The sequence below is a fragment of the Solibacillus sp. FSL W8-0474 genome (genome assembly GCF_038004065.1).
GTDB lineage: Bacteria > Bacillota > Bacilli > Bacillales_A > Planococcaceae > Solibacillus > Solibacillus faecavium.
In genome coordinates this window covers 1-23,863 of the sequence record NZ_JBBOQJ010000002.1, presented here as the reverse complement: position 1 = coordinate 23,863, position 23,863 = coordinate 1, and the positions used below count along the sequence as shown (strand labels likewise).

The 23,863-nt window shown below is 40.6% G+C and carries 33 protein-coding genes and 1 pseudogene; all 34 read left to right on the top strand.

Going from position 1 to position 23,863, the window contains the following annotated elements; all coding sequences use genetic code 11:
• Positions 1–105: 105 nt before the first annotated feature.
• Positions 106–600: a DUF1064 domain-containing protein gene (locus tag NYE67_RS20560; RefSeq protein ID WP_340730965.1), complete on the top strand. Its 495-nt coding sequence runs from the start codon at positions 106–108 to the stop codon at positions 598–600.
• Positions 597–797 (top strand): hypothetical protein, encoded by a 201-nt coding sequence (locus tag NYE67_RS20555; protein ID WP_340730964.1) that lies wholly within the window; start codon positions 597–599, stop codon positions 795–797. The genes NYE67_RS20560 and NYE67_RS20555 overlap by 4 nt, the downstream gene beginning before the upstream one ends.
• Positions 798–822: 25 nt before the next feature.
• Positions 823–1,074 (top strand): hypothetical protein, encoded by a 252-nt coding sequence (locus NYE67_RS20550; RefSeq protein WP_340730963.1) that lies wholly within the window; start codon positions 823–825, stop codon positions 1,072–1,074.
• A gap of 247 nt (positions 1,075–1,321) precedes the next feature.
• Positions 1,322–1,558 (top strand): hypothetical protein, encoded by a 237-nt coding sequence (locus NYE67_RS20545; protein WP_340730962.1) that lies wholly within the window; start codon positions 1,322–1,324, stop codon positions 1,556–1,558.
• Positions 1,559–1,606: 48 nt separating this feature from the next.
• A complete protein-coding gene (locus NYE67_RS20540; RefSeq protein ID WP_340730961.1) occupies positions 1,607–1,801 on the top strand; it encodes a hypothetical protein in 195 nt (64 codons plus the stop codon).
• A gap of 1 nt (position 1,802) precedes the next feature.
• A complete protein-coding gene (locus NYE67_RS20535) occupies positions 1,803–1,955 on the top strand; it encodes a hypothetical protein (protein ID WP_340730960.1) in 153 nt (50 codons plus the stop codon).
• 2 nt (positions 1,956–1,957) lie between these two features.
• Positions 1,958–2,134: a hypothetical protein gene (locus NYE67_RS20530; protein ID WP_340730959.1), complete on the top strand. Its 177-nt coding sequence runs from the start codon at positions 1,958–1,960 to the stop codon at positions 2,132–2,134.
• Between the two features lie 230 nt (positions 2,135–2,364).
• The gene (locus tag NYE67_RS20525) at positions 2,365–2,811 is read left to right on the top strand and encodes a terminase small subunit (RefSeq protein ID WP_340730958.1); all 447 of its coding nucleotides are present in this window, start codon (positions 2,365–2,367) and stop codon (positions 2,809–2,811) included.
• The gene (locus NYE67_RS20520; RefSeq protein WP_340730957.1) at positions 2,808–4,079 is read left to right on the top strand and encodes a PBSX family phage terminase large subunit; all 1,272 of its coding nucleotides are present in this window, start codon (positions 2,808–2,810) and stop codon (positions 4,077–4,079) included. The genes NYE67_RS20525 and NYE67_RS20520 overlap by 4 nt, the downstream gene beginning before the upstream one ends.
• A gap of 15 nt (positions 4,080–4,094) precedes the next feature.
• Positions 4,095–5,498, top strand: a complete 1,404-nt coding sequence (locus tag NYE67_RS20515) for a phage portal protein (RefSeq protein ID WP_340730955.1) — start codon at positions 4,095–4,097, stop codon at positions 5,496–5,498.
• On the top strand, positions 5,491–6,228 hold the full coding sequence (locus NYE67_RS20510; protein ID WP_340730954.1) for a DNA-methyltransferase: 738 nt from the start codon (positions 5,491–5,493) through the stop codon (positions 6,226–6,228). Before NYE67_RS20515 ends, NYE67_RS20510 begins: the two co-directional genes overlap by 8 nt.
• Positions 6,229–6,236: 8 nt before the next feature.
• Positions 6,237–7,154, top strand: a complete 918-nt coding sequence (locus NYE67_RS20505) for a phage minor head protein (RefSeq protein WP_340730953.1) — start codon at positions 6,237–6,239, stop codon at positions 7,152–7,154.
• Positions 7,155–7,489: 335 nt separating this feature from the next.
• Complete coding sequence (locus NYE67_RS20500) at positions 7,490–8,191, top strand: capsid assembly scaffolding protein Gp46 family protein (protein WP_340730952.1); 702 nt, start codon at positions 7,490–7,492, stop codon at positions 8,189–8,191.
• 35 nt (positions 8,192–8,226) lie between these two features.
• Positions 8,227–9,216 carry a major capsid protein gene (locus tag NYE67_RS20495; protein WP_340730951.1) on the top strand — a complete coding sequence of 330 codons (990 nt, stop codon included), beginning with the start codon at positions 8,227–8,229 and terminating at the stop codon, positions 9,214–9,216.
• Positions 9,217–9,284: 68 nt separating this feature from the next.
• On the top strand, positions 9,285–9,737 hold the full coding sequence (locus NYE67_RS20490; protein ID WP_340730950.1) for a hypothetical protein: 453 nt from the start codon (positions 9,285–9,287) through the stop codon (positions 9,735–9,737).
• Positions 9,721–9,978, top strand: coding sequence for a hypothetical protein (locus tag NYE67_RS20485; protein WP_340730949.1), 258 nt, complete (start codon positions 9,721–9,723; stop codon positions 9,976–9,978). Before NYE67_RS20490 ends, NYE67_RS20485 begins: the two co-directional genes overlap by 17 nt.
• A 12-nt stretch (positions 9,979–9,990) precedes the next feature.
• Positions 9,991–10,620: a hypothetical protein gene (locus NYE67_RS20480; protein ID WP_340730948.1), complete on the top strand. Its 630-nt coding sequence runs from the start codon at positions 9,991–9,993 to the stop codon at positions 10,618–10,620.
• A gap of 14 nt (positions 10,621–10,634) precedes the next feature.
• On the top strand, positions 10,635–10,982 hold the full coding sequence (locus NYE67_RS20475) for a hypothetical protein (protein ID WP_340730947.1): 348 nt from the start codon (positions 10,635–10,637) through the stop codon (positions 10,980–10,982).
• The gene (locus NYE67_RS20470; protein WP_340730946.1) at positions 10,979–11,488 is read left to right on the top strand and encodes a phage neck terminator protein; all 510 of its coding nucleotides are present in this window, start codon (positions 10,979–10,981) and stop codon (positions 11,486–11,488) included. The genes NYE67_RS20475 and NYE67_RS20470 overlap by 4 nt, the downstream gene beginning before the upstream one ends.
• A gap of 5 nt (positions 11,489–11,493) precedes the next feature.
• On the top strand, positions 11,494–12,537 hold the full coding sequence (locus tag NYE67_RS20465; RefSeq protein ID WP_340730945.1) for a DUF3383 family protein: 1,044 nt from the start codon (positions 11,494–11,496) through the stop codon (positions 12,535–12,537).
• Positions 12,538–12,565: 28 nt separating this feature from the next.
• Positions 12,566–12,958 (top strand): phage structural protein, encoded by a 393-nt coding sequence (locus tag NYE67_RS20460; RefSeq protein WP_340730944.1) that lies wholly within the window; start codon positions 12,566–12,568, stop codon positions 12,956–12,958.
• Between the two features lie 33 nt (positions 12,959–12,991).
• On the top strand, positions 12,992–13,270 hold the full coding sequence (locus tag NYE67_RS20455) for a hypothetical protein (RefSeq protein WP_340730943.1): 279 nt from the start codon (positions 12,992–12,994) through the stop codon (positions 13,268–13,270).
• 223 nt (positions 13,271–13,493) lie between these two features.
• The gene (locus tag NYE67_RS20450) at positions 13,494–15,635 is read left to right on the top strand and encodes a hypothetical protein (RefSeq protein ID WP_340730942.1); all 2,142 of its coding nucleotides are present in this window, start codon (positions 13,494–13,496) and stop codon (positions 15,633–15,635) included.
• Between the two features lie 17 nt (positions 15,636–15,652).
• Positions 15,653–16,165: a phage baseplate protein gene (locus tag NYE67_RS20445; RefSeq protein WP_340730941.1), complete on the top strand. Its 513-nt coding sequence runs from the start codon at positions 15,653–15,655 to the stop codon at positions 16,163–16,165.
• Positions 16,166–16,179: 14 nt separating this feature from the next.
• Positions 16,180–16,488 carry a phage baseplate plug family protein gene (locus tag NYE67_RS20440; protein WP_340730940.1) on the top strand — a complete coding sequence of 103 codons (309 nt, stop codon included), beginning with the start codon at positions 16,180–16,182 and terminating at the stop codon, positions 16,486–16,488.
• Positions 16,489–17,319, top strand: coding sequence for a phage protein (locus tag NYE67_RS20435; RefSeq protein ID WP_340730939.1), 831 nt, complete (start codon positions 16,489–16,491; stop codon positions 17,317–17,319).
• Positions 17,316–17,882 (top strand): Gp138 family membrane-puncturing spike protein, encoded by a 567-nt coding sequence (locus NYE67_RS20430; protein WP_340730938.1) that lies wholly within the window; start codon positions 17,316–17,318, stop codon positions 17,880–17,882. The genes NYE67_RS20435 and NYE67_RS20430 overlap by 4 nt, the downstream gene beginning before the upstream one ends.
• Positions 17,883–17,896: 14 nt before the next feature.
• Positions 17,897–18,274, top strand: coding sequence for a contractile injection system sheath initiator (locus NYE67_RS20425; RefSeq protein WP_340730937.1), 378 nt, complete (start codon positions 17,897–17,899; stop codon positions 18,272–18,274).
• A complete protein-coding gene (locus NYE67_RS20420; RefSeq protein ID WP_340730936.1) occupies positions 18,252–19,433 on the top strand; it encodes a baseplate J/gp47 family protein in 1,182 nt (393 codons plus the stop codon). Before NYE67_RS20425 ends, NYE67_RS20420 begins: the two co-directional genes overlap by 23 nt.
• Positions 19,426–20,067: a hypothetical protein gene (locus tag NYE67_RS20415; protein WP_340730935.1), complete on the top strand. Its 642-nt coding sequence runs from the start codon at positions 19,426–19,428 to the stop codon at positions 20,065–20,067. The genes NYE67_RS20420 and NYE67_RS20415 overlap by 8 nt, the downstream gene beginning before the upstream one ends.
• A 13-nt stretch (positions 20,068–20,080) precedes the next feature.
• Positions 20,081–21,700 (top strand): hypothetical protein, encoded by a 1,620-nt coding sequence (locus NYE67_RS20410; RefSeq protein ID WP_340730934.1) that lies wholly within the window; start codon positions 20,081–20,083, stop codon positions 21,698–21,700.
• A gap of 45 nt (positions 21,701–21,745) precedes the next feature.
• The gene (locus NYE67_RS20405) at positions 21,746–22,042 is read left to right on the top strand and encodes a hypothetical protein (RefSeq protein ID WP_340730933.1); all 297 of its coding nucleotides are present in this window, start codon (positions 21,746–21,748) and stop codon (positions 22,040–22,042) included.
• Complete coding sequence (locus NYE67_RS20400; protein ID WP_340730932.1) at positions 22,039–22,617, top strand: hypothetical protein; 579 nt, start codon at positions 22,039–22,041, stop codon at positions 22,615–22,617. The genes NYE67_RS20405 and NYE67_RS20400 overlap by 4 nt, the downstream gene beginning before the upstream one ends.
• 2 nt (positions 22,618–22,619) lie before the next feature.
• Positions 22,620–23,863, top strand: a pseudogene (locus NYE67_RS20395) (hypothetical protein); the annotation flags it as partial.

Here is a 23,863-nt window from a genome sequence, read left to right as displayed (position 1 = left end):
ACGTATGAATATTGATACGTACAGCGCGATAGTGACCGGATCGAGAAATTTACCAGTGCCGGCGCAACGAGTAATAGAGCGCAGGGTGGAAAGGTTGTTAGGGTATTGCGGGATGAAGTGAGAAGGAAAAAGAAAAACAAATACAAGGCCAAAAAAGTTGAATTTGGCGGCCTTGTATTTGATAGTATGGCAGAGTTTGAATATTACAAGATATTAGTACAAAAACAGGATGCGGGTATTATACGAGATTTTGAGTTACAACCTAAATTCGAGTTATTGCCGGCCTTTGAAAGTCACGGCAAAAAGTTTGAGGCGATCACGTACACCGCGGATTTTAAAATCATTCATCCAAACGGTAAAATTGAAATCATAGATATTAAGGGCATGGAGCCGCGCGATTTCCCGTTACGGAAGAAAATGTTTAATTATAACAATCCGGAGTTGATATTGCTTGTATTGGCCGAGTGTCCAAATATTTACGCGGAACATGCAATAGATCCGGGTTTTATTGAAATGGATAAGCTGAAATCATTAAGAGCAGCAGTAAAGCGCAAACGTACAGCAGAGGCGAAAAAAGCCGAAAGGGGAAATGCAGAATGAAAGAATTAGAGTTTCAAAATAACGTTGCAAAAGTACGTTGGAATATCGAATTAGGCCGGTGGGAATTGCGTATTTTGAACATACTAAAAGCACATACGGATGGCGAGACGAAAGAGGAACACGATGCAAATAAAGGCGCGTTAGTGGGGTTAGCAACGGTTAAAGGCTATACAGTGATTGATGAGGGCGCGAAATAACGTTTTAACATTGGAGGGGTAAGCAATGGGCATGAAACAAAAGTTAGATAAGGCGTATCAAGATGGATTTAAAGACGGGCAGCAGCAGGCAAACAAAACATTAATTCAAATGGCGAGGAGCGAGGGCATCCGGCAGGGATCACAATTTACATGGGATATTGTCGAGGAAATGATCCCGCAACTACATGGCATAGGGCCGCGCACGCAGGAAAAGATATTACGAGCGGTAAGGGAATTTGCAGAGAATGAGAAACGTAGAATTGAGGCCGGGGCATGATCCCCGGTTTTTCCATTTACAAACAAAAAAACCTATGTTATTATAAATTTGTCAATTCGATACTTTACTACGTCTAACAGTCACACAGGTTGAGCGGATGGCCTTCGGACTATAAAGTAAAAACGCCGTGAAAAGATGCAGCTTGAAAAATAGTTGTATTTTTTTATAACAAAAGTGTTTACAATGGTAACGATAAGTGTTATATTTAATTCAGGAAGTAAAACAAACCAAAAGGCGGATGATTAACATGAAAACAGTAAAACATTACAATGTAGAGTTGGAAATAAACGAGAACAAAATTGAATACGGTACAACAAAATTAAAATTCGAGATTGAAAACATCGAATTGTTAAACATAAAAATCGTTTCACTACCAAGAGCGGAGTTAGTTGGTTTAATCGAATTTGAAGTTGGTAAAAAGTCGCTTAAATGGTTTGAAGGATTGTTTAACAAGTTAGAGAAGGCAATCATTGAGATCAACTAACAACCGCCGGGGCAACCCGGCAAACCAATTTGAGAGGGGAAAAAGGCGATGCATGATTTTAAAATAGGCGAAAAAGTAAAAGTTGTGGGGCATTCATCAAGTTCTATATTGAAACCTGGAGAGCGTGGGGTTGTTGTGGAGTTTACAAGAATGTTTGTAACAATAGAGGGCATGGGCAGAGCCAAACAAAAGAGTAAGCATTTCTTTACAAACATACGGAAAATTGAAAGCGAGGTTAAATAAAATGAAAATCACTGAATTAGAGGAATACAAAGGCGAGTTGCTTGAAAGGCTATACAATACGGATGATCCGAAAGAGAAAAAGCATTTGTTGAAATCAATAGAATCAATTGATAAAGACTTAAATTCACTATATTGGATCGAAAAGGGGAGATAAAATTGGATGCCAAGAAAGTGTATGAGGGCGAGATAGTTATACGTGAGTTTGAATGCGGTAGCTACTATAGTCGGTATGGGGATATAGCTATTAAAGACGGGTATTTAACCGAGGAAATTTCAGAATATGAGGGCAAGAAAGTTAAAATCACAATTGAAATCAAACAATCCGGCCAATGAGCCGGGTTTTTTTATTTCTAATATTGTCATATTGTGCCAATTAATGGTATACTGTTTTCGAGTAGCGTATTGAGAAATACGGACCGGATCATTTGCCCGGTATAGTTCAAATGAGGGAGCACCAACCCATGGTGTAAATAAGATGCACAGCATCAAAAAACGTCATGGCCAAAGTGGTTGCCATGACGTTTTTTTTATAGATTGATACAATAGGCATAGGGGGTGTAAGTATGGCAAAAGAGGTTAAATTAACCATAAAGCAACGGAAATTTGCGGATTATTATATTGAGTGTGGCAATGCAACAGAGGCAGCAATAAGAGCAGGATATAGCAAAAATTCCGCGCGTTTCATTGCCGCCGAAAACCTAGCGAAACCGCTTATAAAAGAGTATATAGAGCAAGTCATGGCTATTAAGGATGCGGAGCGTATTGCTAACCAGGATGAAATATTGGCCTTTTTAACATCGGTTATGCGCGGTGAGGTAAAGGAGCAAGTACCGTTGTTGGATGGGGATGGCTACCAAAAACTACAAACGCTAGATGCAGCGCAACCAAAAGACCGCATAAAAGCCGCCGAGTTGTTGGGGAAACGCCATGCGATGTGGACCGAGAAACAGCAGGTAGAGGGTGATTTATCGGTGAATATTGTTGTTGATTATGGCGATGATGAACAATGAGTAATGCGGTAAAAGTCAATTTCAATAAAGTATTTAAACCGGTTAACCAAAGTAAAAAGCGATATAGGATTTTAAAAGGTTCCGCCGGTAGTGGGAAAAGCGTAAATATTGCGCAGGATTACATTGTTAAATTATCCGATCCAAGATACAAAGGGGCCAACCTGTTATGCGTTCGTAAAATCGATGTAACCAACCGTAACAGTACATTTTCAGAGTTGTACGGGGCAATTAAACGTATATACGGCAAAAACTATGAGAAGTATTGGAGCGTTACAGAGAGTAATATGCGGATGCGCTGCAAAATTACCGGTAGCGAGGTTATATTCCGAGGCGTACAGCATGACAAAGACCGGGAGAAATTAAAGTCCATAACGTTCCCGGAAGGAGATTTAACATGGATTTGGGTAGAGGAAGGGACCGAGTTACAAGAGGCAGATTTAGACATACTAGACGACAGGCTACGAGGTAAATTACCCAATCCCAATTTGTACTACCAAATAACAATCACATTTAACCCGGTTAGTGCTATGCATTGGATCAAGCGTAAATTTTTCGATTACCAAGATGATGATATATTGGCCCACCATTCTACGTATTTAACCAACCGTTTTATCGATGAGGCATACCATCGGCGCATGTTGAGGCGTAAACAACAAGATCCAGACGGATATAAGGTTTACGGTTTAGGTGAATGGGGCGAGTTAGGCGGCCTAATCCTTACAAACTACGAAATTAAAGAGTTTGATACAAGCCCTCATATGTTTGATTCTATGAATAGCGCACAGGATTTCGGTTTTAACCATGCAAATGCCATTTTAGAGGGCGGATGGAAAGACGGGGACATTTATATTTGCAAAGAATTGTACGTGAATGAAATGGATACAAACGAGATTATCGAATTAGCCAATGAACGTGAATTTAATAAAAGAATAACGATGTATTGTGATAGTGCCGAGCCGGATCGAATTAAAATGTGGAAGAAAGCAGGGTATAGGGCGCAGGGCGTTAACAAAGGCAAACAAAACGGGAAAAGTAGCGTTAAGGCCCAAATTGACTATTTGAAACAAACAAAAATATATATCCATCCATCATGTATCAATACGATCAAAGAAATACAACAATGGAAATGGAAAAAGGACAAGCAAACAGGATTGTATTTAGATGAACCGATAGACTTCATGGATGATGCAATGGCCGCATTACGCTATTTCATCGAGGAAAAACGATCATACAAAGGGAAAATGCGAGCAGCGAAATCGATTTACTAAATAAGGGGGCAAATGATGAGTACATTTTACAAATACGCGGAAATTTTAGATGCAGCAAATGGCGTACCAACGCCGGAAGTATTAGCCGAGATTATCGCGGATCATATGGATATGAATACACGAACGGCAGAAAATTATGGGCGGTATAAGCAAGAAAAAGAACATACACCAATTTTAACGCGGGAATTTGAAGGTGAGGCAGCTAAAAAGATCAACAACAAACTATCCAATGATTATTTTGGGGAAATTGTTGATACTAAGGTTGGTTATATGTTCGGTATGCCGGTTGGTATTCAATATGATAAAGATGCGCCGGGATATGCAACCGCGATCAAAGCTATTGAGCGATTTAGGAAGATTAATAATTTAGATGATTTGAATGCGGAATGGTGTAAGTTTTCTAGTATTAGCGGCTATGATGCCGGGTTGTGCTACATCGACAAAGAGGGAAAAGAGCGAGTAATGCGTATAGATCCATGGGAGGCTATTGTTATTTCCAAAACCACGTTTACGGAGCCGGAATATGGCCTTGTTTATTATCCAACGTGGGAAGAAAACAAGGTATGTGTGGAGTTTTACAATGCTAAGACAAAATATATATTTGAGGGTGCCGACTTTTCAAACCTGATTTTAAATACAGAAAAAACAAAGCCGCATATGTTTAATTATTGTCCATTGTTTGGCATCCCTAACAACGAGGAATTACAAGGTGATGGGGATAAAGTGTTTACGCTAATTGATGGATTTGACCGCGCTATGTCGGATATGAATAGCGAGATCGAACAATTTAGATTAGCATACATGATTTTTATTGGATATGAGCCGGATGAGGAAACATTGGCATTAATGATGCGTACAGGCGCGTTATACATTCCAACGTCAGAGGATGGGGAAAAAATAGAATGGTTAACGAAAGATTTAAACCCGGCATACATCGATAGCCATTTAGACAGGCTAGAGGCATTAATACAACGATTTGCCAAACACATTAACTTTACTGATGCAGCATTTGGGAGCCAAATAACAGGCCCGGCAATGCGTTATAAATTATTTGCACTTGAAACAAAATCCAAATATTTTGAGCGCAAACATGAGGCCGCTATGCTTTATATGTTTAAGGTAATTGGTTCCGCGTGGCAAACAAAAGGGTTTCCATTCGATTACGCCATGATTGATTGCATTTATACCCGTAACATCCCGGCAAACTTATTGGATGAGGCACAGACAGCAACCGCATTGAGTGCCATTGCATCGAAACGAACGGCGTTATCGGTTGTGTCGGTTATCAATGATGTAGACGAGGAATTGCGCCGAATGGAAGATGAAAAAGAAATATATGGGGAACTTGATTTGGACAACTTAAATACCATCCCTAATAAAGATAATCCGGAAAATGCGGGCGGTGATTTAGATGATTAATAGAGTTATTCATGGCGATTGCTTAGAAGAAATGAAGAAAATTCCGGATAAGTCTATTGATATGATTTTATGCGATTTGCCGTATGGAACAACGCATTGTAAGTGGGATGCCATTATTCCATTTGGGCCATTGTGGGAACAATATGAAAGGATTATTAAAGATAACGGGGCGATTGTTTTAACAGCAACACAACCATTTACGAGTGCACTAGTTATGAGTAACCCAAAACTTTTTAAATGTGAGTGGATTTACAATAAAACGATGTTGGTTAATCCGGCGCAGGTAAAAAAATACCCGGCAAAAAAACACGAAAACGTTTTAATTTTTTGTAAAACAACGCCGGTATATAACCCACAAATGGAAATGGGCGATCCATATAAAGACAATAGAAACACGATGCGAACGAAAACGGGCGTTTTTGGAGAGGGCACAAAGAAACGAAAGCCGATTATTAACAGCGGCGAACGTTACCCATCGAGCGTACAACTATTTAAAAATAGCAATCATAATAGTTTGCATCCAACACAAAAACCAATAGAGCTGTTTGAATATCTAATTAAAACATACACAAACGAGGGCGCTATTGTTTTAGATAACGCAGCAGGCAGCGGCACAACAGCAATTGCCGCGTTGAATACCGGGAGAAATTATATTTTGATAGAGAAAGAGAAAAATTACATCGACATAATCAACAAGCGCATTTCAGAGCATACGCCGTTAGGAGTGTGATTTAATCCATGCAAGATTTAACAAAACACATTGAGCGGATCAATCGGCGCGTTGGGAAATTGGTTGGAAAAGGTGAACGCGATGTTGCGAAAAGGTATGCAAAAACATTATTAGAAATCCGGGCATTATTAGCCGCGCAATTTGAGAAATACGAGCAAGGCGGCCAATTAACACTACCTGAAATGTTAAAGCATGACCGGATGAAAAAGATGATGCGGGAAGTAAATTTTTTATTGCGTGCCAATTACAAAGACGTGTACAAGCACATGGATAACGTTTTACAAGATGCATACCTAGATGGATATTATTTAACGGCCCATGCAGTAGAAACGGCAACCCAAGCCAAATTAAACTATTCAACGGTGAGGCCGGAAACGTTGGCGGCTATGTTAGAAAACCCGGTTGCAGGATTGACATTAAATCAACGATTAGAGCGGCAACGGGCCAATATTATCTATTCGATCCAACAGCAGGTTACACAGGGTTTACAAAACAATGAAACGTATTCAACGATGGCGAGACGGTTGAAAACAGAATTAGAAAATGATGCAGTAAAAGCCATGCGGATTGTAAGGACAGAGGGCCACCGGGTACAGGAAAGCGCGAAACATGATGCCATGGACCATGCAACTAAAAATGGCGTGGTGATGGTCAAAACATGGAATACCATGGAGGATGTACGCGTTAGGAGTGGCCGGAAAAATCTTTCTAATCATAAAAAACTAAATAACGTGACGATCCCTATTGATGCAGATTTTGATGATGGGTTGAGCCAAGGGAAAGCGCCGGGGCAATTAGGAGCCGCAGCATCCGATATAAATTGCCGTTGTTTCCTCACCTATGCCGTGGAACGTATTGAAAAACCGCAACATTCCGAGTTAGAAAATATGGCGTTTGATGAGTGGAAAAAAGAGCGTTTAAGGTAACGGTTAGGGTACAGCGAAAAGTAACAGTAAGGTAACAGTTACAAACCCTTATATATCAATGCTTTTATCATTATTGTTATTCGTCAAAGTAACAGTGAAAAATGCCGTTAAGGTAACAGTCGATGGATATAAACAAGAATGATAAGAAAAACAAGAATAAATACTATACCGTTTTTTTCTACGAAAAAACCGAGTAGTTAAATAAAAAATTGTAAAATTTTGAGCAAACAGGATATAATTGAAAATAGAAAATATGAGGGATGGATTCTATTAAACTCAAAGCTACTAACCTAGTCAGAGGGGAATGAATTGATAACTCAAAAGGAGAGAACAAAATGAATATCGAACAATTATTGCAGCAGTTGAAAGATGGGACAATCACGTTTGAGCAATTCAAAGCGGAGTTGGCTAAGCTAGTTGATGCCGGGACAATCACGCAGGATGAGGCAAACGCAGCACAAACCCAAGCCGATGCAGGCGGTGGGGGCGGTGATCCGCAACCATTAACAATGGAGCAAGTGCAAAAGATGATTGCCGAGGCGCAGGAAAAGGCAGCACAAAGCGCGGCGGATAAAGTTCGCACCGAATACGCAGCCAAACTGAAAAAAGAACAGGAAGAAAACGAGCGATTGTTAAAAGAAAAAATGACCGATGAAGAAAAATCCAAGTTTGAGAGAGAAAAACTTGAAAACGATTTAAAAGAGCGTGAGGCGAAATTAAATGCACGCGAAGTTGAATTGCATACCATCGACTTGTTAAATGATCCGAACAATCCATTGCCGCTAGATTTCAAAAAGTTCTTAATAGGCCCATCGATTGAAATTGCAACGGAGAATGTGCAAGCGTTCCGCGATGCATGGCAAACAGCAATTCAAAAAGCCGTTGATGAGAAATTTAAAGAAAACGGCGCAGATCCTACAAAACGTCAAAGCGGCGGATCGGAAAAGAAGTTTTCTGAAATGACATTAACGGAGAAAACACTTTTATTCCGAGAAGATCCTGAAAAGTACCACCGATTAGAGGCAGCAGGTAAGTAAAAAATAATTTAGGGAAAAGGGAGTTGCATTAAATAATGGCAATCACAAATATTGGAGACGTTATCCAACCGGAAGTATTCGTTCCATATGTAATCCAACGCAATACCGAAAAATCAGCATTAATCCAATCGGGTATTGTTAAACATGATCCGGCTTATGATGCATTAGCAAGCGGCCCAAATACATTGGTTAACATGCCGTTTTGGGAAGATTTAGAGGGTGACAGTGAAGTTGTAACAGCAACAGGGGCATTTACACCAAAAGGCATCAAAGCAAGCAAAGACCGCGCTCGTAAGCAGGTACGCGGTAATGCATGGGGTGCTAATGGTCTTTCCGCTTTACTATCCGGCGCAGATCCGATGGGCGCAATCGCCAACCTAGTAGCAAATTATTGGGTTCGTGAGGATCAAAAGATTTTACTTAAAACGTTAGAAGGTGTGTTCAAGTCGCCATCGATGGCAGAGCATACGTTAGATATTTCGGGTAGTACAGGTGATGCGGCGCTATTTGGCACATCCGGTTTTGTGGATGCAACGCAGCTATTAGGCGATGCGAAAGACGGTTTAACGGCGGTAATGATGCATAGTGTGGTTGAGGCGTATTTAGTTAAACAAAAGCTAATTGAATACATTGAAGTTGGACAAAATGAATATGGCGTAACAATTAAAGTGCCGTATTACATGGGGAAACGCGTTATCGTTGACGATGCAATGCCATTTGATGCTAATTCATTAACGGGCACAGTCTATTTATTTGGACAAGGTGCAATTGCGTTGGGTAATGGTAAGCATGAGCGCATTAAAGAAGTGGAAACGGCCCGCGATTCAATGGCCCATTCAGGCGAGGATTATTTAATCCACCGTAAAATTTTCATTTTACATCCACGTGGAATTAAATGGACAGAGGCAAATGTTGAGGATGTATTCCCAACGAATGCGGAATTAGCCGATGGCGCAAATTATCAATTAGTATTTGATAAAAAAGATATTCGAATTGTAAAGCATACATTCAAAATCAAACTATAATTTGTAACCTTTTAGGGATGCGGGAATTATCCCACATCCCTATTTTATTAACAGGGAGGATGAAAGGAATGCATACAAATATTACAACTTTCCAAAGGATGCGCCGATTAGGTGAGGAACAAGTGGCCAAACCAAACCCGGAGAAGTCCATAGGGGAGGATTTCGATAAAAACGAGGCAAATATACCGGATGATATGAGAAACCCGTTAGAAGGGCAGAGAACACCAAATAACGAGGATTTAAAAGACAACGGAACAAACGCACCGGACAACGATAAAAAAGCAGCAGACGAGCCGGAAACGCCAAATAACGAGGTGAATAACATTGACCAAGAAATTAATGTTGATAACCAAGATAATGAGCAAACCGCCGAATTGATTGAGGAACAAGTTGAGGAAATGGATATTGAGCAAGTAAAAGCGGAATTGGATAAGCGCAATATTGAATATGTACACAATACAGGTGTAAAAAAATTAAAAGAACGCTTAAAAGAGGTGTTACGCGATGGCACTAACGGATGAGCAATACCGCGCGGGAGCGTTAGCATTCATTAACAGGAAAATAGGTTGTGAGTTCGTTGAGGGGGAAATCCCGGCAGACGTTGAAATTGCGATCAATCATTTAATTATGGGCATGAAACAAAATCCGGGTATTGCCTCACAATCGTTAGGCGATATGAGCAAAAGTTTCTTTGACAGTAATTCATATGAAAAGGCAGCAATGCGATATTTGAGGCCGTATATGAAATTGAAAATCTTTTAAGGGTGGTTGATTATGGGCGTTAAGATCGTAAAGAAAACTAATAACATCCCCAAGTTAACCCAGGCATTAAAAAAGTTAGGCAAGAAAAGCATTAAAGTTGGCGTGTTCGGTGAGGATAATTATAAATACGGTGATGATGCGGATTTGGTAACGATTGCATACGTGCATGAATTTGGTACAACCATTACACCGAAAAAGGGAAAATATTTAACAATCCCGGTGCATAGATCGGCAAAAAACAAACGCGCCGGGGATTTCCCTGATTTATTTTTTGTCCCAACCGATAATGGGAACGGGTTGTTGGCACGGAACAAGGGCAAGGATCAACTAGAAGTGTTATTTGTACTCGTTAAGTCGGTGACAATCCCGGAACGCGCTTTTTTACGTACTGGATTCGATGCCAACATTAACGCCATTGCAAATAGGATGGAAACACTTTTAAACGATGTATTGGATTTGAACGTTAACCCGGATGCGTTCCTTGACGGGATTGGTATGGAATTTGCCGGATTGATCCAAAAGCATATGAAGGGCATCAACAGCCCGCCAAATGCAGCCGCAACCGTTGCCGCAAAAGGATCATCAAACCCATTGCAAGATACAGGCCGTTTAATTGGTTCCATACGCCATGAAATAGAATGATTGGGGGCGATCCAATGGCGAAAGCGTTTGAATTTGCGGATTTTGTGCAAGAGTTTTGGGTTGATTTTATTGTATTTGATAAATCCCCAGGTTATCGCAACGAGGTAGGGAAATGGATTGAAGGAGCGGAAACAACAAGGGCAACCGGCGGGATCGTTTTGCCGCTATCCGATGATGATTTAAGACGAATGCCCAACGGTATATATACCGAGAAGGATTGGAAATTGTACACATTGGAGCCGCTACAAGTGGGGCAGCGCATGGAGTACATGGGGCAATCCTACACAATAGAGCCATCTAAAGATTACAGCGCATACAGTGACGTATTTATGTACTTTGCAAAAGGGGTTGTGGTCAATTGAAGTTATCTAAATTAAGAGACGCCATTATTCCCGCGATTTCCGCATATAGTGGGCATCCGGTAATAATGGCCGATGATATGGGGGACAAACCCACCGGACCACATGCAACGTATAAATTTATTACACCGTATGCAAAAGGCGTGGGGCAACCGGAACAAGAAGTAGTTGAGGTAAACGGCGTAACATTTTTGCGAACGATTGACGAATACAAAACAACGATTTCGATTAGTTCATACGCAATGGATGAGGATGATAGTTTGGAGTTAGCACAATCGATTTATGATTGGTTTGCATTCGATGGCGTTGAAAAATTGCAGCAATTAGGCATTGCCGTTGTTGAACAAACAGCAATTGCAAATAGAGATGCATTTGTTATTGAAAACTACGAGCGCCGCAATGGATTTGATGTTATATTAAGAATTAAGAGATTGAAAGATTTACCAATTAGCACTATCGAACACGTTGAAATTAACGGCGTTTGGTATAGCAAATACGGGGAGGAATAGAAAAAATGAGCAATCGTTATGTTACGGTTAACATTACCCAAGAAACACAACCACAAAGCCAAGCGGGTTACGGTTTAGCGTTGGTTTTATCAACGGAGAAAGATGCAGAGTACAGAGAGTATTCAAGCGGCACAGCGCTAACGGCAATTGGTGAGGCGTATGGGGTTGAGAGTGAAACTTATAAACTAGCATCCGCAGTATTAAACCAAACACCGAAAGTCGATAAAATCGCAGTTGTTGGGGTGCTATATGATAACGGTACAGAGGCAACGACACAATTAGCAACAGCATTAAACGAATTAACGAAAACACGTAACGACTTTTTCTATCTTGTATCGACAGAGCAAGGGAAAGCAGAAATCGAGGCGTTGGGTGCATGGGTTGCCTCAAAAATGAAATTCTATTTTGTCACAACGACAAAAGAGGTATTCGATACATTAGGCGAAAACATGCCGAGAAATGCAGTTGTAATGGTTCACGACAAACCGGAACAATATGCAGGTGAGGCATTAGTTGGAGCAATAGCGCCGTTAAACATCGGATCGTACACAATTACATTCCAAAATCTAATTGGCATTAGCCCGGTTCTATATGATTCCATGGATATTGATGATATTGAGGCAAAAGGCGGCATTACTTACATTCGTGAGGGTGGAAAAAATATTGTTTCGGCAGGCCGTACAATGGGCAATGAATATTTCGATTTGGTACAAGGTGAATTTTTCCTAAAAAATCGATTGACTGAAAATGTATTCAATAACGTATTAACGCGTGGAAAAACGAAAGTACCATTCTCGCAAAACGGTATTAATACAGTAGTGGCGGAAGTGGATGCGACATTAGGGGCATCGGTTGAAAGTGTAACAACAGGCGAGGGGATCATTGCCCGCGATGCAGATGGCAACCCGGAATATTTCGTAGAAACACCAATGATTGCAAATATTTCAAATGCAGATAAATCAAACCGCCGATTACCGGGCGTAAATTGGCGCGCAACAGTTGCGGGAGCAGTTGAGAGCGTACAAATTAATGGAGTAATGCAGCTATAATAAAAAGAATTGGGGAGGATTTTGAATAATGAATAGTTATGATCCTAAAAAAGTATCGTTCGTTGCGGATGGCCAATTTATCGTTGGATATATGGATGGTACATTTATTACCACAGAAAAGAATGAAGATAACACTATTCCGCACGTAGGCGCTCAAGGGGATGTATCGTTTACAGAGAGCGCAGATGAAACGGGAACAATTACAATCACAGTAAAGCAAAATTCTAGTTCATTACCATTTTTAACATCATTATCAAAGCAGAAAAAAGAATTTGCGGCAAATGTGATCGATGCGAACGATGGCAGCTTTAAAGCAGGGGGCACACGTTGCCGTATTTTAAAAACACCGGGGCGCGAATACGGAGCGGAAATTTCCGGCGTAGAAATCGCAATTTACGTGGCAGACTACAAAACGAACTAATTAATTTTTAAAGATGAGAGGGGTATTAATACCATGGAAACAAAAACAAACAAAAACATTAAAGAGTTTACTAGCGAAATCGGAAACAAATACACATTCCAAAAGGTTAAATCGAGTGCATGGCTAGATATTATGGATGAGGTTGAGGCAAATTCAGATAAATCCCGCCGCCATTTATATCCGGCAGTACTAGAGAATGTAGTTGTACAACCTAAATTAAAGGTAGATGATTTCGATGAGGATGGCCGGGGTGGTTATGCGGAATTGGAGGAAGTAGTAACGGCGGCTATCCGATTTCAACGCGGCAAATAAAGAATTACGAGCGCTCACAAGCATCAACGATGTTGGTGAGCGCTTTATTAATAGCGCAGTAAAACATTGGTGGGCCTACCGTATCGCGGCAGAATATCCGGGAGTTAGTCCAATGGATGTTAAATACAATTGGGATGCGGCGGATGTACTAGAAACATTAGCGGCAATAGGGTTGGCCAATAAGAACAAACCAAAACCCAAATAAAAGGGGTGAAATTAAAGTATGTCATTACGCGATTTAGTTGTGAGTATTGATTTTGATGATATAGATATTAAAACCTTGTTAAAAGTCGATACGGCAATGGATGAAATCGAGGATGGATTGATGGCCATGGGCCGCGATGTGAAGGATGCCGGGAAAGAGTTTAAAACACTTGAAAGGCATGGCGGAAGTGCTATGAATGAGATCCGCACCGAAACCAAGCAAGCGGAAACGGCCATTGATGCATTAGGCGATGAAGGAAAAAGAGCCATGGATCAAATTGAGGATGGCGCAGATGATGCCCGGAAGAAAACGCAACAATTCAACCGGGAAATAGATCGTTCCGGCAATAGCATGGATAGTTTGATGGGGACCGCGAAAAAGGTTGCAGGGGTATTGGCTACTGTATTTGCAATCGATAAGGCAAAAGATTTAGGGTTGAGCATGATTGAAAACGCAGCAGCAGCGCAGGCAACCAATTCACAATTTGAGCAAGTGTATAAGGGGATGGAAGGAACGGCAACCGATGCATTAAATGCAATAGGGGACCAAACCAACATCCTACCAACGCGATTAAAAGGCAGTTTTATTAGTATGGCGGCCTTTGCCAAAACATCCGGGGCAGATACAGCGCAGGCATTGAAAATTTCAGAGCGTGCAACGTTAGCGGCAGCAGATGGGGCCGCATTCATGGATAAATCCATTGAGGATGTAACGGAAAGCATGAAGTCGTTTTTAAAAGGCAATTTTGAAAATGATGCCGCGTTGGGGATTTCCGCAACCGAGTTCACACGAAATTCGGCAGCAACCGAACTATTTGGCAAAAAGTTCAAAGATTTGTCAGAAATCCAAAAACAAGAAACTTTATTAAAAATGGTTGAGGATGGAAATAAGTTATCCGGGGCATTAGGACAGGCAGCGCGCGAGGGTGATGGTTTCGAAAACGTTGTAGGTAACATGAAGCAACGTTGGGAGGATTTAAAAGGCACGTTAGGCGGCAAATTATTAGATCCGGCTATTAATGCAATGAAAGCCATTACCGAGTACATGGGCACGATTGATACAGATAAGATAGCCGCATTATTCGAAAAGGGAGTTGACGGAGCCGGGAAGTTTTTCGAGGTAGGTATGGCCGTAAAAGATACGATTATGGCACTTTACAACGATACCGGGGATGTTTCGGATATTTGGCAAAAGATGGGGCTATCGAAAGAGAACGCCGATTTAATAGCCGAATTAGGCGAGATATTAAAGACCGGTTTAGGGGTAGGCCTGGATATTGCAACAGATGCCTTTGATTTATTTATTGCCGGGTTAACATGGGCAAAAGATAATATGGGCTTAATTACCGCATTAGGCTACGGGGTTGCGGGTAGTCTTGTAGCGTTCCAAGTCGCTACACAGGGCGCACTATTAATCGGCACATTATCAAAAGCGATGGCATTATTTAAAGTTGGTCAATATGGCGCAATGGCGGCCCAATTAGGCTTAAATACAGCCATGTTAGCATCCCCGTTAACATGGATAGTCGTTGGTATTGGCGCAGTTATCGCAATTGGCGTGCTTTTATACCGCAATTGGGACACAGTATCCGAAAAAGCAGGGAAATTGTGGGATAAAACCAAAGAAGTATTTGGCGGTATGTACGATTGGGGAGTAAGTAAAATCAAGCCGGTTGCCGATTTTTTTAGTAATTTAGGAACGAAATTTGGCGAGTTTAAAGATAAAATTACAAGTTTTAAATTGCCGGATTGGGTGAATACCATCGGCAGTAAGGTTGGCGGAGCCGTGAAATGGTTAGCAGGCGGAAAGCCGGCAGTTGATGGATCACATGCAACCGGGTTAAACCGCGTGCCTTTTGACGGGTACACCGCAGAACTACACAAAGACGAGGCGGTTTTGACCGCTAAACAATCCGATGCATTACGAATGGCGGGCATATTAAGCGGTAATAGCACAAAGCCAAAAGTTGATACACAAAGTCAAAATATTTCAAGAGATCCAGGAAGGGTTGCAGGTGGAGCCGGAACATTTGCGCCGCAGGTAAATATACAGATTGACGGAACAGGCTTAAATGAGGAACAAGTTGGCCAAAAGGTGAAAGAGGCCGTGGATGAGGCATTAGATGCGCTTTTCCGTAAGATGAATTTACAACAAGCATAAAAAGGGGGTTGCTAGAAATGCCAATGTTAGGGGATGTATTTTTAAATACGGTGTACGCCGACAATCCTAATAGGAGCGTTACGGCAACCGCTCATCCTATCGAAACCGGGGAAGATATTACGGATCACATTTCGAAAAACCCAATCACAATGAGCATTTCCGGCGTTTTGGTTGGGGAGGATGCGGCGCAGCGATTTAATAAATTAAAAGAGTATTTGAACAAGGGAAAACTATTGAAATATTCAAATAGGACCACATTAACAGACGTTATAATTGAAAATTTGTCCACGGTGCATGATGTTGAAGTGAAAAACGGTTTGAAATTCGATATAACATTACGCCAAATACGAATTGCAAAAGCATCCGCAGTTGTCGGCTTGAAATTGCCGGTTAAAAGGCAAGTCGCTAAGGTGACGAAAAAAGGGGTGCAACAAAAGAAAACTAAGAGTAGCACTAAAAAGAAAGCGATTCAAACAAAACCCAAAAATACAAGTACAGTAACAAGCGGCGGGGCTAGAATGCTGCAATAAATTGGGGGTGCAAAATGGAATATTTACCGATTGAGAAAGATTCAATTCCCTATCAATTCGACATTGATTTAGAAGGGGACATATTCACATTTGAGGTGAATTATAATGATCGTTTCGATTTTTTCACATTGGATTTAATGCGAAATGACAATGTATTGGTGTACGGTGAAAAAATCGTTTATGGGCAACCATTATTTGAAAGTTACGCAGACAATCAATTCCCAAAAGTTCGTATTATTCCAAAAGACATAGGCGGCCAATCGGATCACGTTACCTATGAAAATTTTTACGAAAAAATATTTTTATATATTGAGGCGATGTAAATGGCGATTCCATTGTTTTTAAGAGAAACCCAATTAATATTTGCCGGGAAAGAATTTAATGGGGATGATTTCACAATTGGTTTTGAGGTCCCGTTTGATGATGGGGATGAGTTAAATGTGGCAACCATCAAAATTTATAATTTGAGCGAAAAAACAATAAATGAAATCAAGAAAGATAAACCTGTTATTGTGAACGCCGGATATAAAGAGGATTACGGCGCAATTTTATTAGGTTTCTGTAAATACGTTGCAACCGGTTGGAGTGGATTGGATAAAATCACAACAATTGATGTGATCGATGATAAAGGCGCATGGTTGAATACGCCGGTAAAAGTAACCTACAAAGCAGGCACAACAGCAAGAGACATATTAAACGACTTATTACAGCGTACAGGGCTTGAAATTGGCGCGTTTGAGTTGCCGGTTAACCAAACATACCCAAGAGGCAAAACATTCAATACAAAGCTATCAGAGGCCGTTAAATTGATTGCGAAAGATTGTAAGGCGAAAGTACACATAAATAAATCGAAAATTTTCATCCGAGCCAAAACATCCGGCACAAACATTGGATTTGTAGTAAATGCAGAAAGCGGATTAATCGGCAGCCCGGAACGTGTGGAAAAGGAAATCAAAGAAACCAAAACCAAAAAGGCATCAACGGTTAGCGGTTGGAAGGTGAAAACACTTTTAAATCATCGGATAACAACGGATGCCATTTTGCAAATTGAGTCAAAAACGGCGAACGGTATTTTTAGAGTGGAAAGTGGCAAACATGCCGGCGAAAGTAACGGCGGTTCTTACTATACGGAAATGGAGGTTTACCCGGTTTGAGTAAAGAGGCAAATGAGTTTTTTAAAAAATACAAGGATGGGCTTTTAGGGGGCATTAATACGAGTTCGTTATGCCGCGTGGTTGCGTTTGACCATCAAACAATGAAAGTCGATGTTGTGACATTACCGGATGGCGATTTAATCCAAAATGTACCCGTACAAGCGCCGCAAACAGGCGACTTTATTATTCGAGTGCCATATAAGCCCGGTAATGTGGGCGTTATAGTATTTTCTAAAAATCAAATTGATGATGTGATGATGGGCGGTATTGGCGAAACATCGGCCCGCGAATTTTCAATTGATGATGCAATTTTTATAGGAGGCATTAATTTATTCAATGATGTAATGGGCGCAGATCATGGCGAGGATTTGATTATTAGTAAAAAAGATTATTCAGCCAAGATTGTACTTACAAAAGACGGGGATATATTATTGCAACCGGCAGCAGGAAAGAAATTAATTATTGATTCCCCAGGCGGTGTAGATATTAAAGGTGGGGATGTAATTATCACAGGCGGTACAATAACGGCCAACGGTGAGGATTTAACGACAGATTTAACATGATGGGAGGGTAATACGTGCAATCATTTAAAATCGATCCGTTAACTAATGACATTATTTTAGATGGCCAAAACAACATTGTGATGGTTAGTGAGGATGAGGAAATTATACAATGCGTTGAACGCGTTCTTACTACCAATTTAGGCGAGTGGTTTTTAAACCCGGATGGGTTGGGTTGGGATCGTTACGAGGTTTTAGGCAAAAAACACAACCCGGAATATACAACCGATTTATTGTATGCCGCTATTTTGCAAGAAACGCGCATTGCAAGCGTGGAAAAAGTAGATTTTGAGTTCAATAGGCAGGGTAGAGCGTTAAAAGTTTACGTTGTCTTAATCAAAGCAAACGGCGAACGATTGGAGGGGGAATTTGATGTTAACGGAATTAGGGTTTAAACGATTTCGATACAATGACTTTTTAGAGATCCGTGAGGCGCAGGCGCGCGAATTGTTCGGTGAGGATATTAATTTAAGCGAGCGCAGCCCATTAGGGAAGTTTATCCGTTTAATTGCCTATTCAGAGGCAGAACAAAACGAATTAGCCGAGGATGTTTATTATTCAGCGCAGGTAGAGCGCACAACAGGCGTGTCATTAGATGCGGCGGTTAAATATGCGGGCATTACACGTATACAAGCAAAAAAGGCCTACGGACCAATTACAGCAACTTTAAACATGGGGGCAACTATTCCGGCAGGTTCTATTGTAGGTACCCAAGACAATATAAAATTTGTCACTAAAGGTGATATTGTCGCCAATGTTGCGGGGGAGTACACCGTGGGCATTGAGGCACTAGAATTTGGAGAGGTTGGGAACGTGCCGGCAAATACGATAACTGAAATTTTCACACCAATTCCGGGATGGGTGAGCGTGACAAATAAACAACCCACAATTGGAGGACAAAACTACGAAACCGATCCACAATTAAAAGCCCGGTATTTCAATGGCGGGCTATCTGTTAAAGGTTCCGCAACAGTACCAAGTATTAGAGCAAAATTAATGGATGAGGTTGAAGGAGTACGCGCAGCAATCGCATTGGAAAATGTTGAATTGGAAACCAATGAGGATGGTATACCCGGAAAAAGTGTATATTGCATTGTATTGGGTGGAGACAAAGAAGAAATCGCACGAAAAATATTTGAAACCAAAGCCGGCGGAATTAGAGCGTTTGGAACAACGGTTGTTAATGTAGTCGATGAAATGGGAGAGGCGCACGCAATCGGGTTTGATTATTCAACGGAAAAACAAATTTTTGTAAATGTAGAATTAAAAGTAAACGAGAATTTCCCAATTGATGGCATTAATTTGGTAAAATTAGAAATAGTAAAATACATCGGAGGGAATGACACAGCTAATAATCTTTATAACGGATTGAGCATGGGGCAAACCGTTGTACATGCAAAAGTAGTGAATGCAGCGCTAAGAGTTGAGGGCATTGACGATGTAACCATCAAATTATCAACGGATGGCGAGAATTTTAACGAGAATAACATTACAACGATAAGATCCGAAACAGCACAAACAAACTTTACAAGCGTGGTGGTAAATCGTGTATAACCATTTTGAATTAATGCGGGACAGGTTGCCGGACAACTACAATAAAAATGCAAATTCCGGGATCACTAAATTAATTAAATTGGCATCCGAGCAAAGTAACAACAACGAGGCATCGTATGAATTGATGAGAGCAAGCCGCGATATTGATAACGCGGTTGGACCGCATTTAGATTTTATTGGCAGCAATTTAAAGTTGAAACGCGGATCATGGAACGATGAGCAATACCGCCAAATGTTAAAAATCCAAATTGCGGCAAATTTATCAAATGGTGATATTCCTACACTAAACAAGATTTACAAAGCGTATTTGGGCGATAGTTTCAGAGGTATTCAAGAGGGTTGGAGCCATGCATTGGAAGAAGTGGCGGCCATTGTAATACGCTTGAATGAAAGACCAATAGAAGTGCCGCCGGAATTAAACGTTAGGGCCGGCGGTGTAAAAATTTATTATGAAATCGCACCACAGCCGGATCAAATAACTTTTGTGGCTAACGAGTATGCGTTTGAGGTTCCGTTATTGGTATGCGGCGACTTTTACGCCGGATCGGATGAGCCTGTTATACAAAAAGCGGTGTATTTAGACGGAAGTCAAAAGTTGAATGGGCAAGTGAGTTTAAGCGGAACAAATATCTAAAGGAGGTATTACAATGGCGAATTTACCGGTAAATCCGGAGTTTAACGATAATTTAAGACAATTAGAAACGGGCGATTCAAGTCATGCCGATACATTTAATCCTAATTTCCAAAAATTGTTAAATAACGATGTTTTTTTGAAAAATGAAGTTGGCAAAGCGGGCAAGCAATTAGAGGAATTTGGAAATGTAGTAGGGGGATTAGATGAACGATTGGGAACTGCTACTACTTTTGTCAATAGTGAGTTTGAAAAAGTTACTAAGCAATTGGCACAAAAGGCGTCTGAAAAAATCGTCAATTTAAGAAATTACGTGCGTTTTGGTAGGTTAACGCTCCCTCCCGATTTTTTTCATAATATTGATTTTATGCTCTATCGAGATATGGACGGTAAAATGAAGCACAATTTCGACGTTAACAGAATTACATTCGATTATACGAAATTCTATGTAAGTGCTAGTGGCAAGGCGGCAAATGATGGGATGACGGAAGCAACCCCGTGGCAAACGTTGAATTACGCTATAGATCAAATTGAAGCGAATCCTGCCGTTACTAGTGCTGAAATTACCGTATTGTCAAACCTATCAAGAAGTATGGCGCAAATTAACAGTAAAACATTGACCAAGAATTATATTATAAAAGGTAAAAATGAGAATACTATACTTTCAACAGCAGAACCTAACTTGACTTGGACAGCCGACGGTACTTCTTTTAAGGCGACTCGAAGTACAGTTTCAGGTGTATTCGATAATAAATATAAAGTCGAATTCGGTCTGCCGACAAGGTACGAGAGAAAGATTATCAAAGCTGAATGTGATGCACAAAAAGGTAGTTGGTATACAGACGGATCAAGCATATGGGTAAATACATTAGATGGCAGGATTCCCGACACTGACATTTTCCCATGTTTGAACGTTACATTATGGAAAGGTATCTTGGGCGCTGACAAGAAGTTTATTGTACGAAATATTGTTGGATTAAACGGAAGTGCTGGGCAAGCATTTAATATTTATTCAACAGGGAACATAGGGCAACTTATTTTAGATAATGTAAAAATTCTAAACACACAAGCTAACACTGAAAATTCAATCGAAATTAAAGGTATAAAGTATTCTTGGCTTTTTAATGTCATTACAGCATATGCCGGTCGTGATGGTGTAAATTATCATACATCTGTAGTAGACGCCGGAATGTCCGCATTTGTATTTGAATATAACTGTGTAGCGTTTGAAAACGGCTTGACTGATACGGTTAATTTTAATAACAACTGTTCTACTGCCCATGACGGTATGAGGGTGTTAAGAATTGGGACAATAGGCTACAAATCAAAAGGACCTGTTATAGCTGACGTAAACGGTTGTTATTCTATTTTAATTGATTGCGTAGCACATGACAGCGTAATAAATACAGGTAGAAGCACAAAAGTCGCTTATTACTTTGATGATGCTCCTTCTTCACTTATTGCTAACCCGAACGGCAAGGCAATGCTTATTAATTGTCAAGGCGGCGGAGATGTTACTTGGTCAATTAGCGGAGATGCTTCATTTAAAAATGGAAAAATCCAAGTACTTAATTTTATCGGTCAAGGTTTTCCGACTGATTTAAACCTTTCGCTACTAAACGAAGTAACACAATAGTTCCAAATTGTGTAGTAACTCGATAAACCAAAAGGAGGCGAAACCATGATAAAACCGGCATTTTTGACAGACATAAAAAACTTTGCCAAAAACCACATAAAAAAAGGCCGCATAACTTTAAATGGTGTAAACATCGAATTGCCCATTTATCGAGTAGTTGAAAATGGGGATCAATTGATTTTTTACTTGTATGTAGAGGATCAACAAGGGTTTATATCACATGCGGCATTATTGGATGGGAATGGCCGAGAAATGCAAGAAAAGTTTTTTTCAATCAATAAGGGGATTAATGGTTACACAATAGCGATGCCTATATTGCTACGAGTGGAGGGGACAACATGAAAATTATAACGAGCAACCCATACAATAAAACCCATTGGAAAAACCGGGTTAGAGATCCGATTACGCAACAAATAGTTGAGGAAGGGGTCCCATTCACAGAATCGCGCGCTAACAATTTTGAGGAAGGTATATATAATGCGTATATGTACATTATGGACTTACAAAATGAGTTAGTTCGTACACAAATACAGTTAGCAGCGATTGGGCGCGCACCGGGCAATGCAGGGGCAATAACAGACACATTAGACGGTTCCTCTATTAACCTAGTTAGACAGACAGCCATCGCGGATATTATCAGAGAAGTTGCGGCGGGAACAACCGTTTTACCGGTTGATAGTATTGCAGGGTTTGAAGTAGGCACAGAGGTTACTATTTTAGACGGTACTAATTACGAGGTGAAAGCCATTCAATCGATTAATGAGGCAGATAAAACAATAACGGTTTCCGCATTGCAAAAGCTATTTTCAAAAGGTGCAAAAGTTGCCGAGAGTTCATTATTTATGGATGTTGCAACGAAAACATTAAAATATGGAACGTGGGGAACATTTACCGTTTCAGTTAGTGAGGTGGTTTAATTATGGCTAGAGAGGTTGTTTTAACTCAATTAAAAAGCAACGGCGGTAACTATTTCACATACTCATCAGCCTATGATTATGTAGTTGTCGAAACAACTGGCATTCAAGGCGGTTGGGTTGAGGGATTAGCAGACGATTATAGCGTGGTATTTTCTAGGATAAACATTACGCCCGGAGAAAATCGATTTTTACCTATTGGAAGTCAATACAATGGGCGGAGTTTGCAAGTATATACAAATACAAACAATACATTGCGACTTGAAAGGCAATTAAAAAACACAGCACCGGGCGCACCGGGGGCATTTACAAGTCCGGCAGCAGGGACGATTTTAAGAGGTGGGCAAAACGTAAGCGTTGTTTGGGGTGCATCGACAGATGCAGAAGGAAATTTGAGTGGGTACGATTTAGAGACGGCTTACAATGGCGGTACGTTTGGAAATGTGGTTGGAACACTTGCCACAAGTAACCCAAATGCAGTTATTGGAACATCAAGCAATGCAGGATATACAACCATACAATTTAGAGTTAGGGCAAGAGATACAAATGGCGCATACTCCGGTTATCAAACATCGCCGGTTTACACAATTGACCACAACAGACCGCCAAATGCACCAATTGCAAAAAGTCCATTAGGTACAATGGAAAAACCGTTTATAGTCCAAGGTAACAAACGTCCTACATTAAATTGGAATTTCAGCGATCCGGATGTTGGGAATTGGCAAACAAGTTACGTTGTAAAAGTGGTTAATGGTTACAATGGCGATGATGTGAAATATTATCAAGATTTAGCAGGCGGAGAACAACAACATACGCCAATTTCAGATTTGCCAAACAACACATTATTGGCATGGGCAGCAGTAACGAGGGATCAAAACGGCGTGGCCGGGCCATGGTCTGGTTATCAATTCTTTGTTGTAAACATGCCGCCAATGGTAAATTTAACAACGTTAAATAATCAAAATTTAACCGAAAACGCAAAGTTTAATGTTAGTGGCGATGTTGTCGATATAGACGTCGGAAACGCATTTACACTTAAATATTCAATAAATGGCGGAACTACTAGGAATATTATGGCGCAAATTTCCAACAATACAACGCCAATTCCATTTACAAAAGAGTTATTAATACGCAATGGCCGTTTATATGATGGATCAACAGAAGTAACAGGAAATTTAGCCGAGGGTGTGGGCCATGTGTTAAGTGTATGGGCCGAGGACGATAAAGGCGGAAAATCAACAGTCCAAAA

What these genes read in the sequence shown, in the direction of transcription:
- NYE67_RS20445 (WP_340730941.1), top strand. Translation starts at nt 15,653, where the DNA reads ATGCCAATGTTAGGGGATGTATTTTTAAATACGGTGTACGCCGACAAT.
- NYE67_RS20525 (WP_340730958.1), top strand. Translation starts at nt 2,365, where the DNA reads ATGGCAAAAGAGGTTAAATTAACCATAAAGCAACGGAAATTTGCGGAT.
- NYE67_RS20435 (WP_340730939.1), top strand. Translation starts at nt 16,489, where the DNA reads ATGGCGATTCCATTGTTTTTAAGAGAAACCCAATTAATATTTGCCGGG.
- NYE67_RS20450 (WP_340730942.1), top strand. Translation starts at nt 13,494, where the DNA reads ATGTCATTACGCGATTTAGTTGTGAGTATTGATTTTGATGATATAGAT.
- NYE67_RS20520 (WP_340730957.1), top strand. Translation starts at nt 2,808, where the DNA reads ATGAGTAATGCGGTAAAAGTCAATTTCAATAAAGTATTTAAACCGGTT.
- NYE67_RS20400 (WP_340730932.1), top strand. Translation starts at nt 22,039, where the DNA reads ATGAAAATTATAACGAGCAACCCATACAATAAAACCCATTGGAAAAAC.
- NYE67_RS20550 (WP_340730963.1), top strand. Translation starts at nt 823, where the DNA reads ATGGGCATGAAACAAAAGTTAGATAAGGCGTATCAAGATGGATTTAAA.
- NYE67_RS20405 (WP_340730933.1), top strand. Translation starts at nt 21,746, where the DNA reads ATGATAAAACCGGCATTTTTGACAGACATAAAAAACTTTGCCAAAAAC.
- NYE67_RS20540 (WP_340730961.1), top strand. Translation starts at nt 1,607, where the DNA reads ATGCATGATTTTAAAATAGGCGAAAAAGTAAAAGTTGTGGGGCATTCA.
- NYE67_RS20420 (WP_340730936.1), top strand. Translation starts at nt 18,252, where the DNA reads ATGTTAACGGAATTAGGGTTTAAACGATTTCGATACAATGACTTTTTA.
- NYE67_RS20455 (WP_340730943.1), top strand. Translation starts at nt 12,992, where the DNA reads ATGGAAACAAAAACAAACAAAAACATTAAAGAGTTTACTAGCGAAATC.
- NYE67_RS20500 (WP_340730952.1), top strand. Translation starts at nt 7,490, where the DNA reads ATGAATATCGAACAATTATTGCAGCAGTTGAAAGATGGGACAATCACG.
- NYE67_RS20495 (WP_340730951.1), top strand. Translation starts at nt 8,227, where the DNA reads ATGGCAATCACAAATATTGGAGACGTTATCCAACCGGAAGTATTCGTT.
- NYE67_RS20515 (WP_340730955.1), top strand. Translation starts at nt 4,095, where the DNA reads ATGAGTACATTTTACAAATACGCGGAAATTTTAGATGCAGCAAATGGC.
- NYE67_RS20535 (WP_340730960.1), top strand. Translation starts at nt 1,803, where the DNA reads ATGAAAATCACTGAATTAGAGGAATACAAAGGCGAGTTGCTTGAAAGG.
- NYE67_RS20480 (WP_340730948.1), top strand. Translation starts at nt 9,991, where the DNA reads ATGGGCGTTAAGATCGTAAAGAAAACTAATAACATCCCCAAGTTAACC.
- NYE67_RS20475 (WP_340730947.1), top strand. Translation starts at nt 10,635, where the DNA reads ATGGCGAAAGCGTTTGAATTTGCGGATTTTGTGCAAGAGTTTTGGGTT.
- NYE67_RS20465 (WP_340730945.1), top strand. Translation starts at nt 11,494, where the DNA reads ATGAGCAATCGTTATGTTACGGTTAACATTACCCAAGAAACACAACCA.
- NYE67_RS20505 (WP_340730953.1), top strand. Translation starts at nt 6,237, where the DNA reads ATGCAAGATTTAACAAAACACATTGAGCGGATCAATCGGCGCGTTGGG.
- NYE67_RS20485 (WP_340730949.1), top strand. Translation starts at nt 9,721, where the DNA reads ATGGCACTAACGGATGAGCAATACCGCGCGGGAGCGTTAGCATTCATT.
- NYE67_RS20410 (WP_340730934.1), top strand. Translation starts at nt 20,081, where the DNA reads ATGGCGAATTTACCGGTAAATCCGGAGTTTAACGATAATTTAAGACAA.
- NYE67_RS20440 (WP_340730940.1), top strand. Translation starts at nt 16,180, where the DNA reads ATGGAATATTTACCGATTGAGAAAGATTCAATTCCCTATCAATTCGAC.
- NYE67_RS20555 (WP_340730964.1), top strand. Translation starts at nt 597, where the DNA reads ATGAAAGAATTAGAGTTTCAAAATAACGTTGCAAAAGTACGTTGGAAT.
- NYE67_RS20510 (WP_340730954.1), top strand. Translation starts at nt 5,491, where the DNA reads ATGATTAATAGAGTTATTCATGGCGATTGCTTAGAAGAAATGAAGAAA.
- NYE67_RS20545 (WP_340730962.1), top strand. Translation starts at nt 1,322, where the DNA reads ATGAAAACAGTAAAACATTACAATGTAGAGTTGGAAATAAACGAGAAC.
- NYE67_RS20490 (WP_340730950.1), top strand. Translation starts at nt 9,285, where the DNA reads ATGCATACAAATATTACAACTTTCCAAAGGATGCGCCGATTAGGTGAG.
- NYE67_RS20460 (WP_340730944.1), top strand. Translation starts at nt 12,566, where the DNA reads ATGAATAGTTATGATCCTAAAAAAGTATCGTTCGTTGCGGATGGCCAA.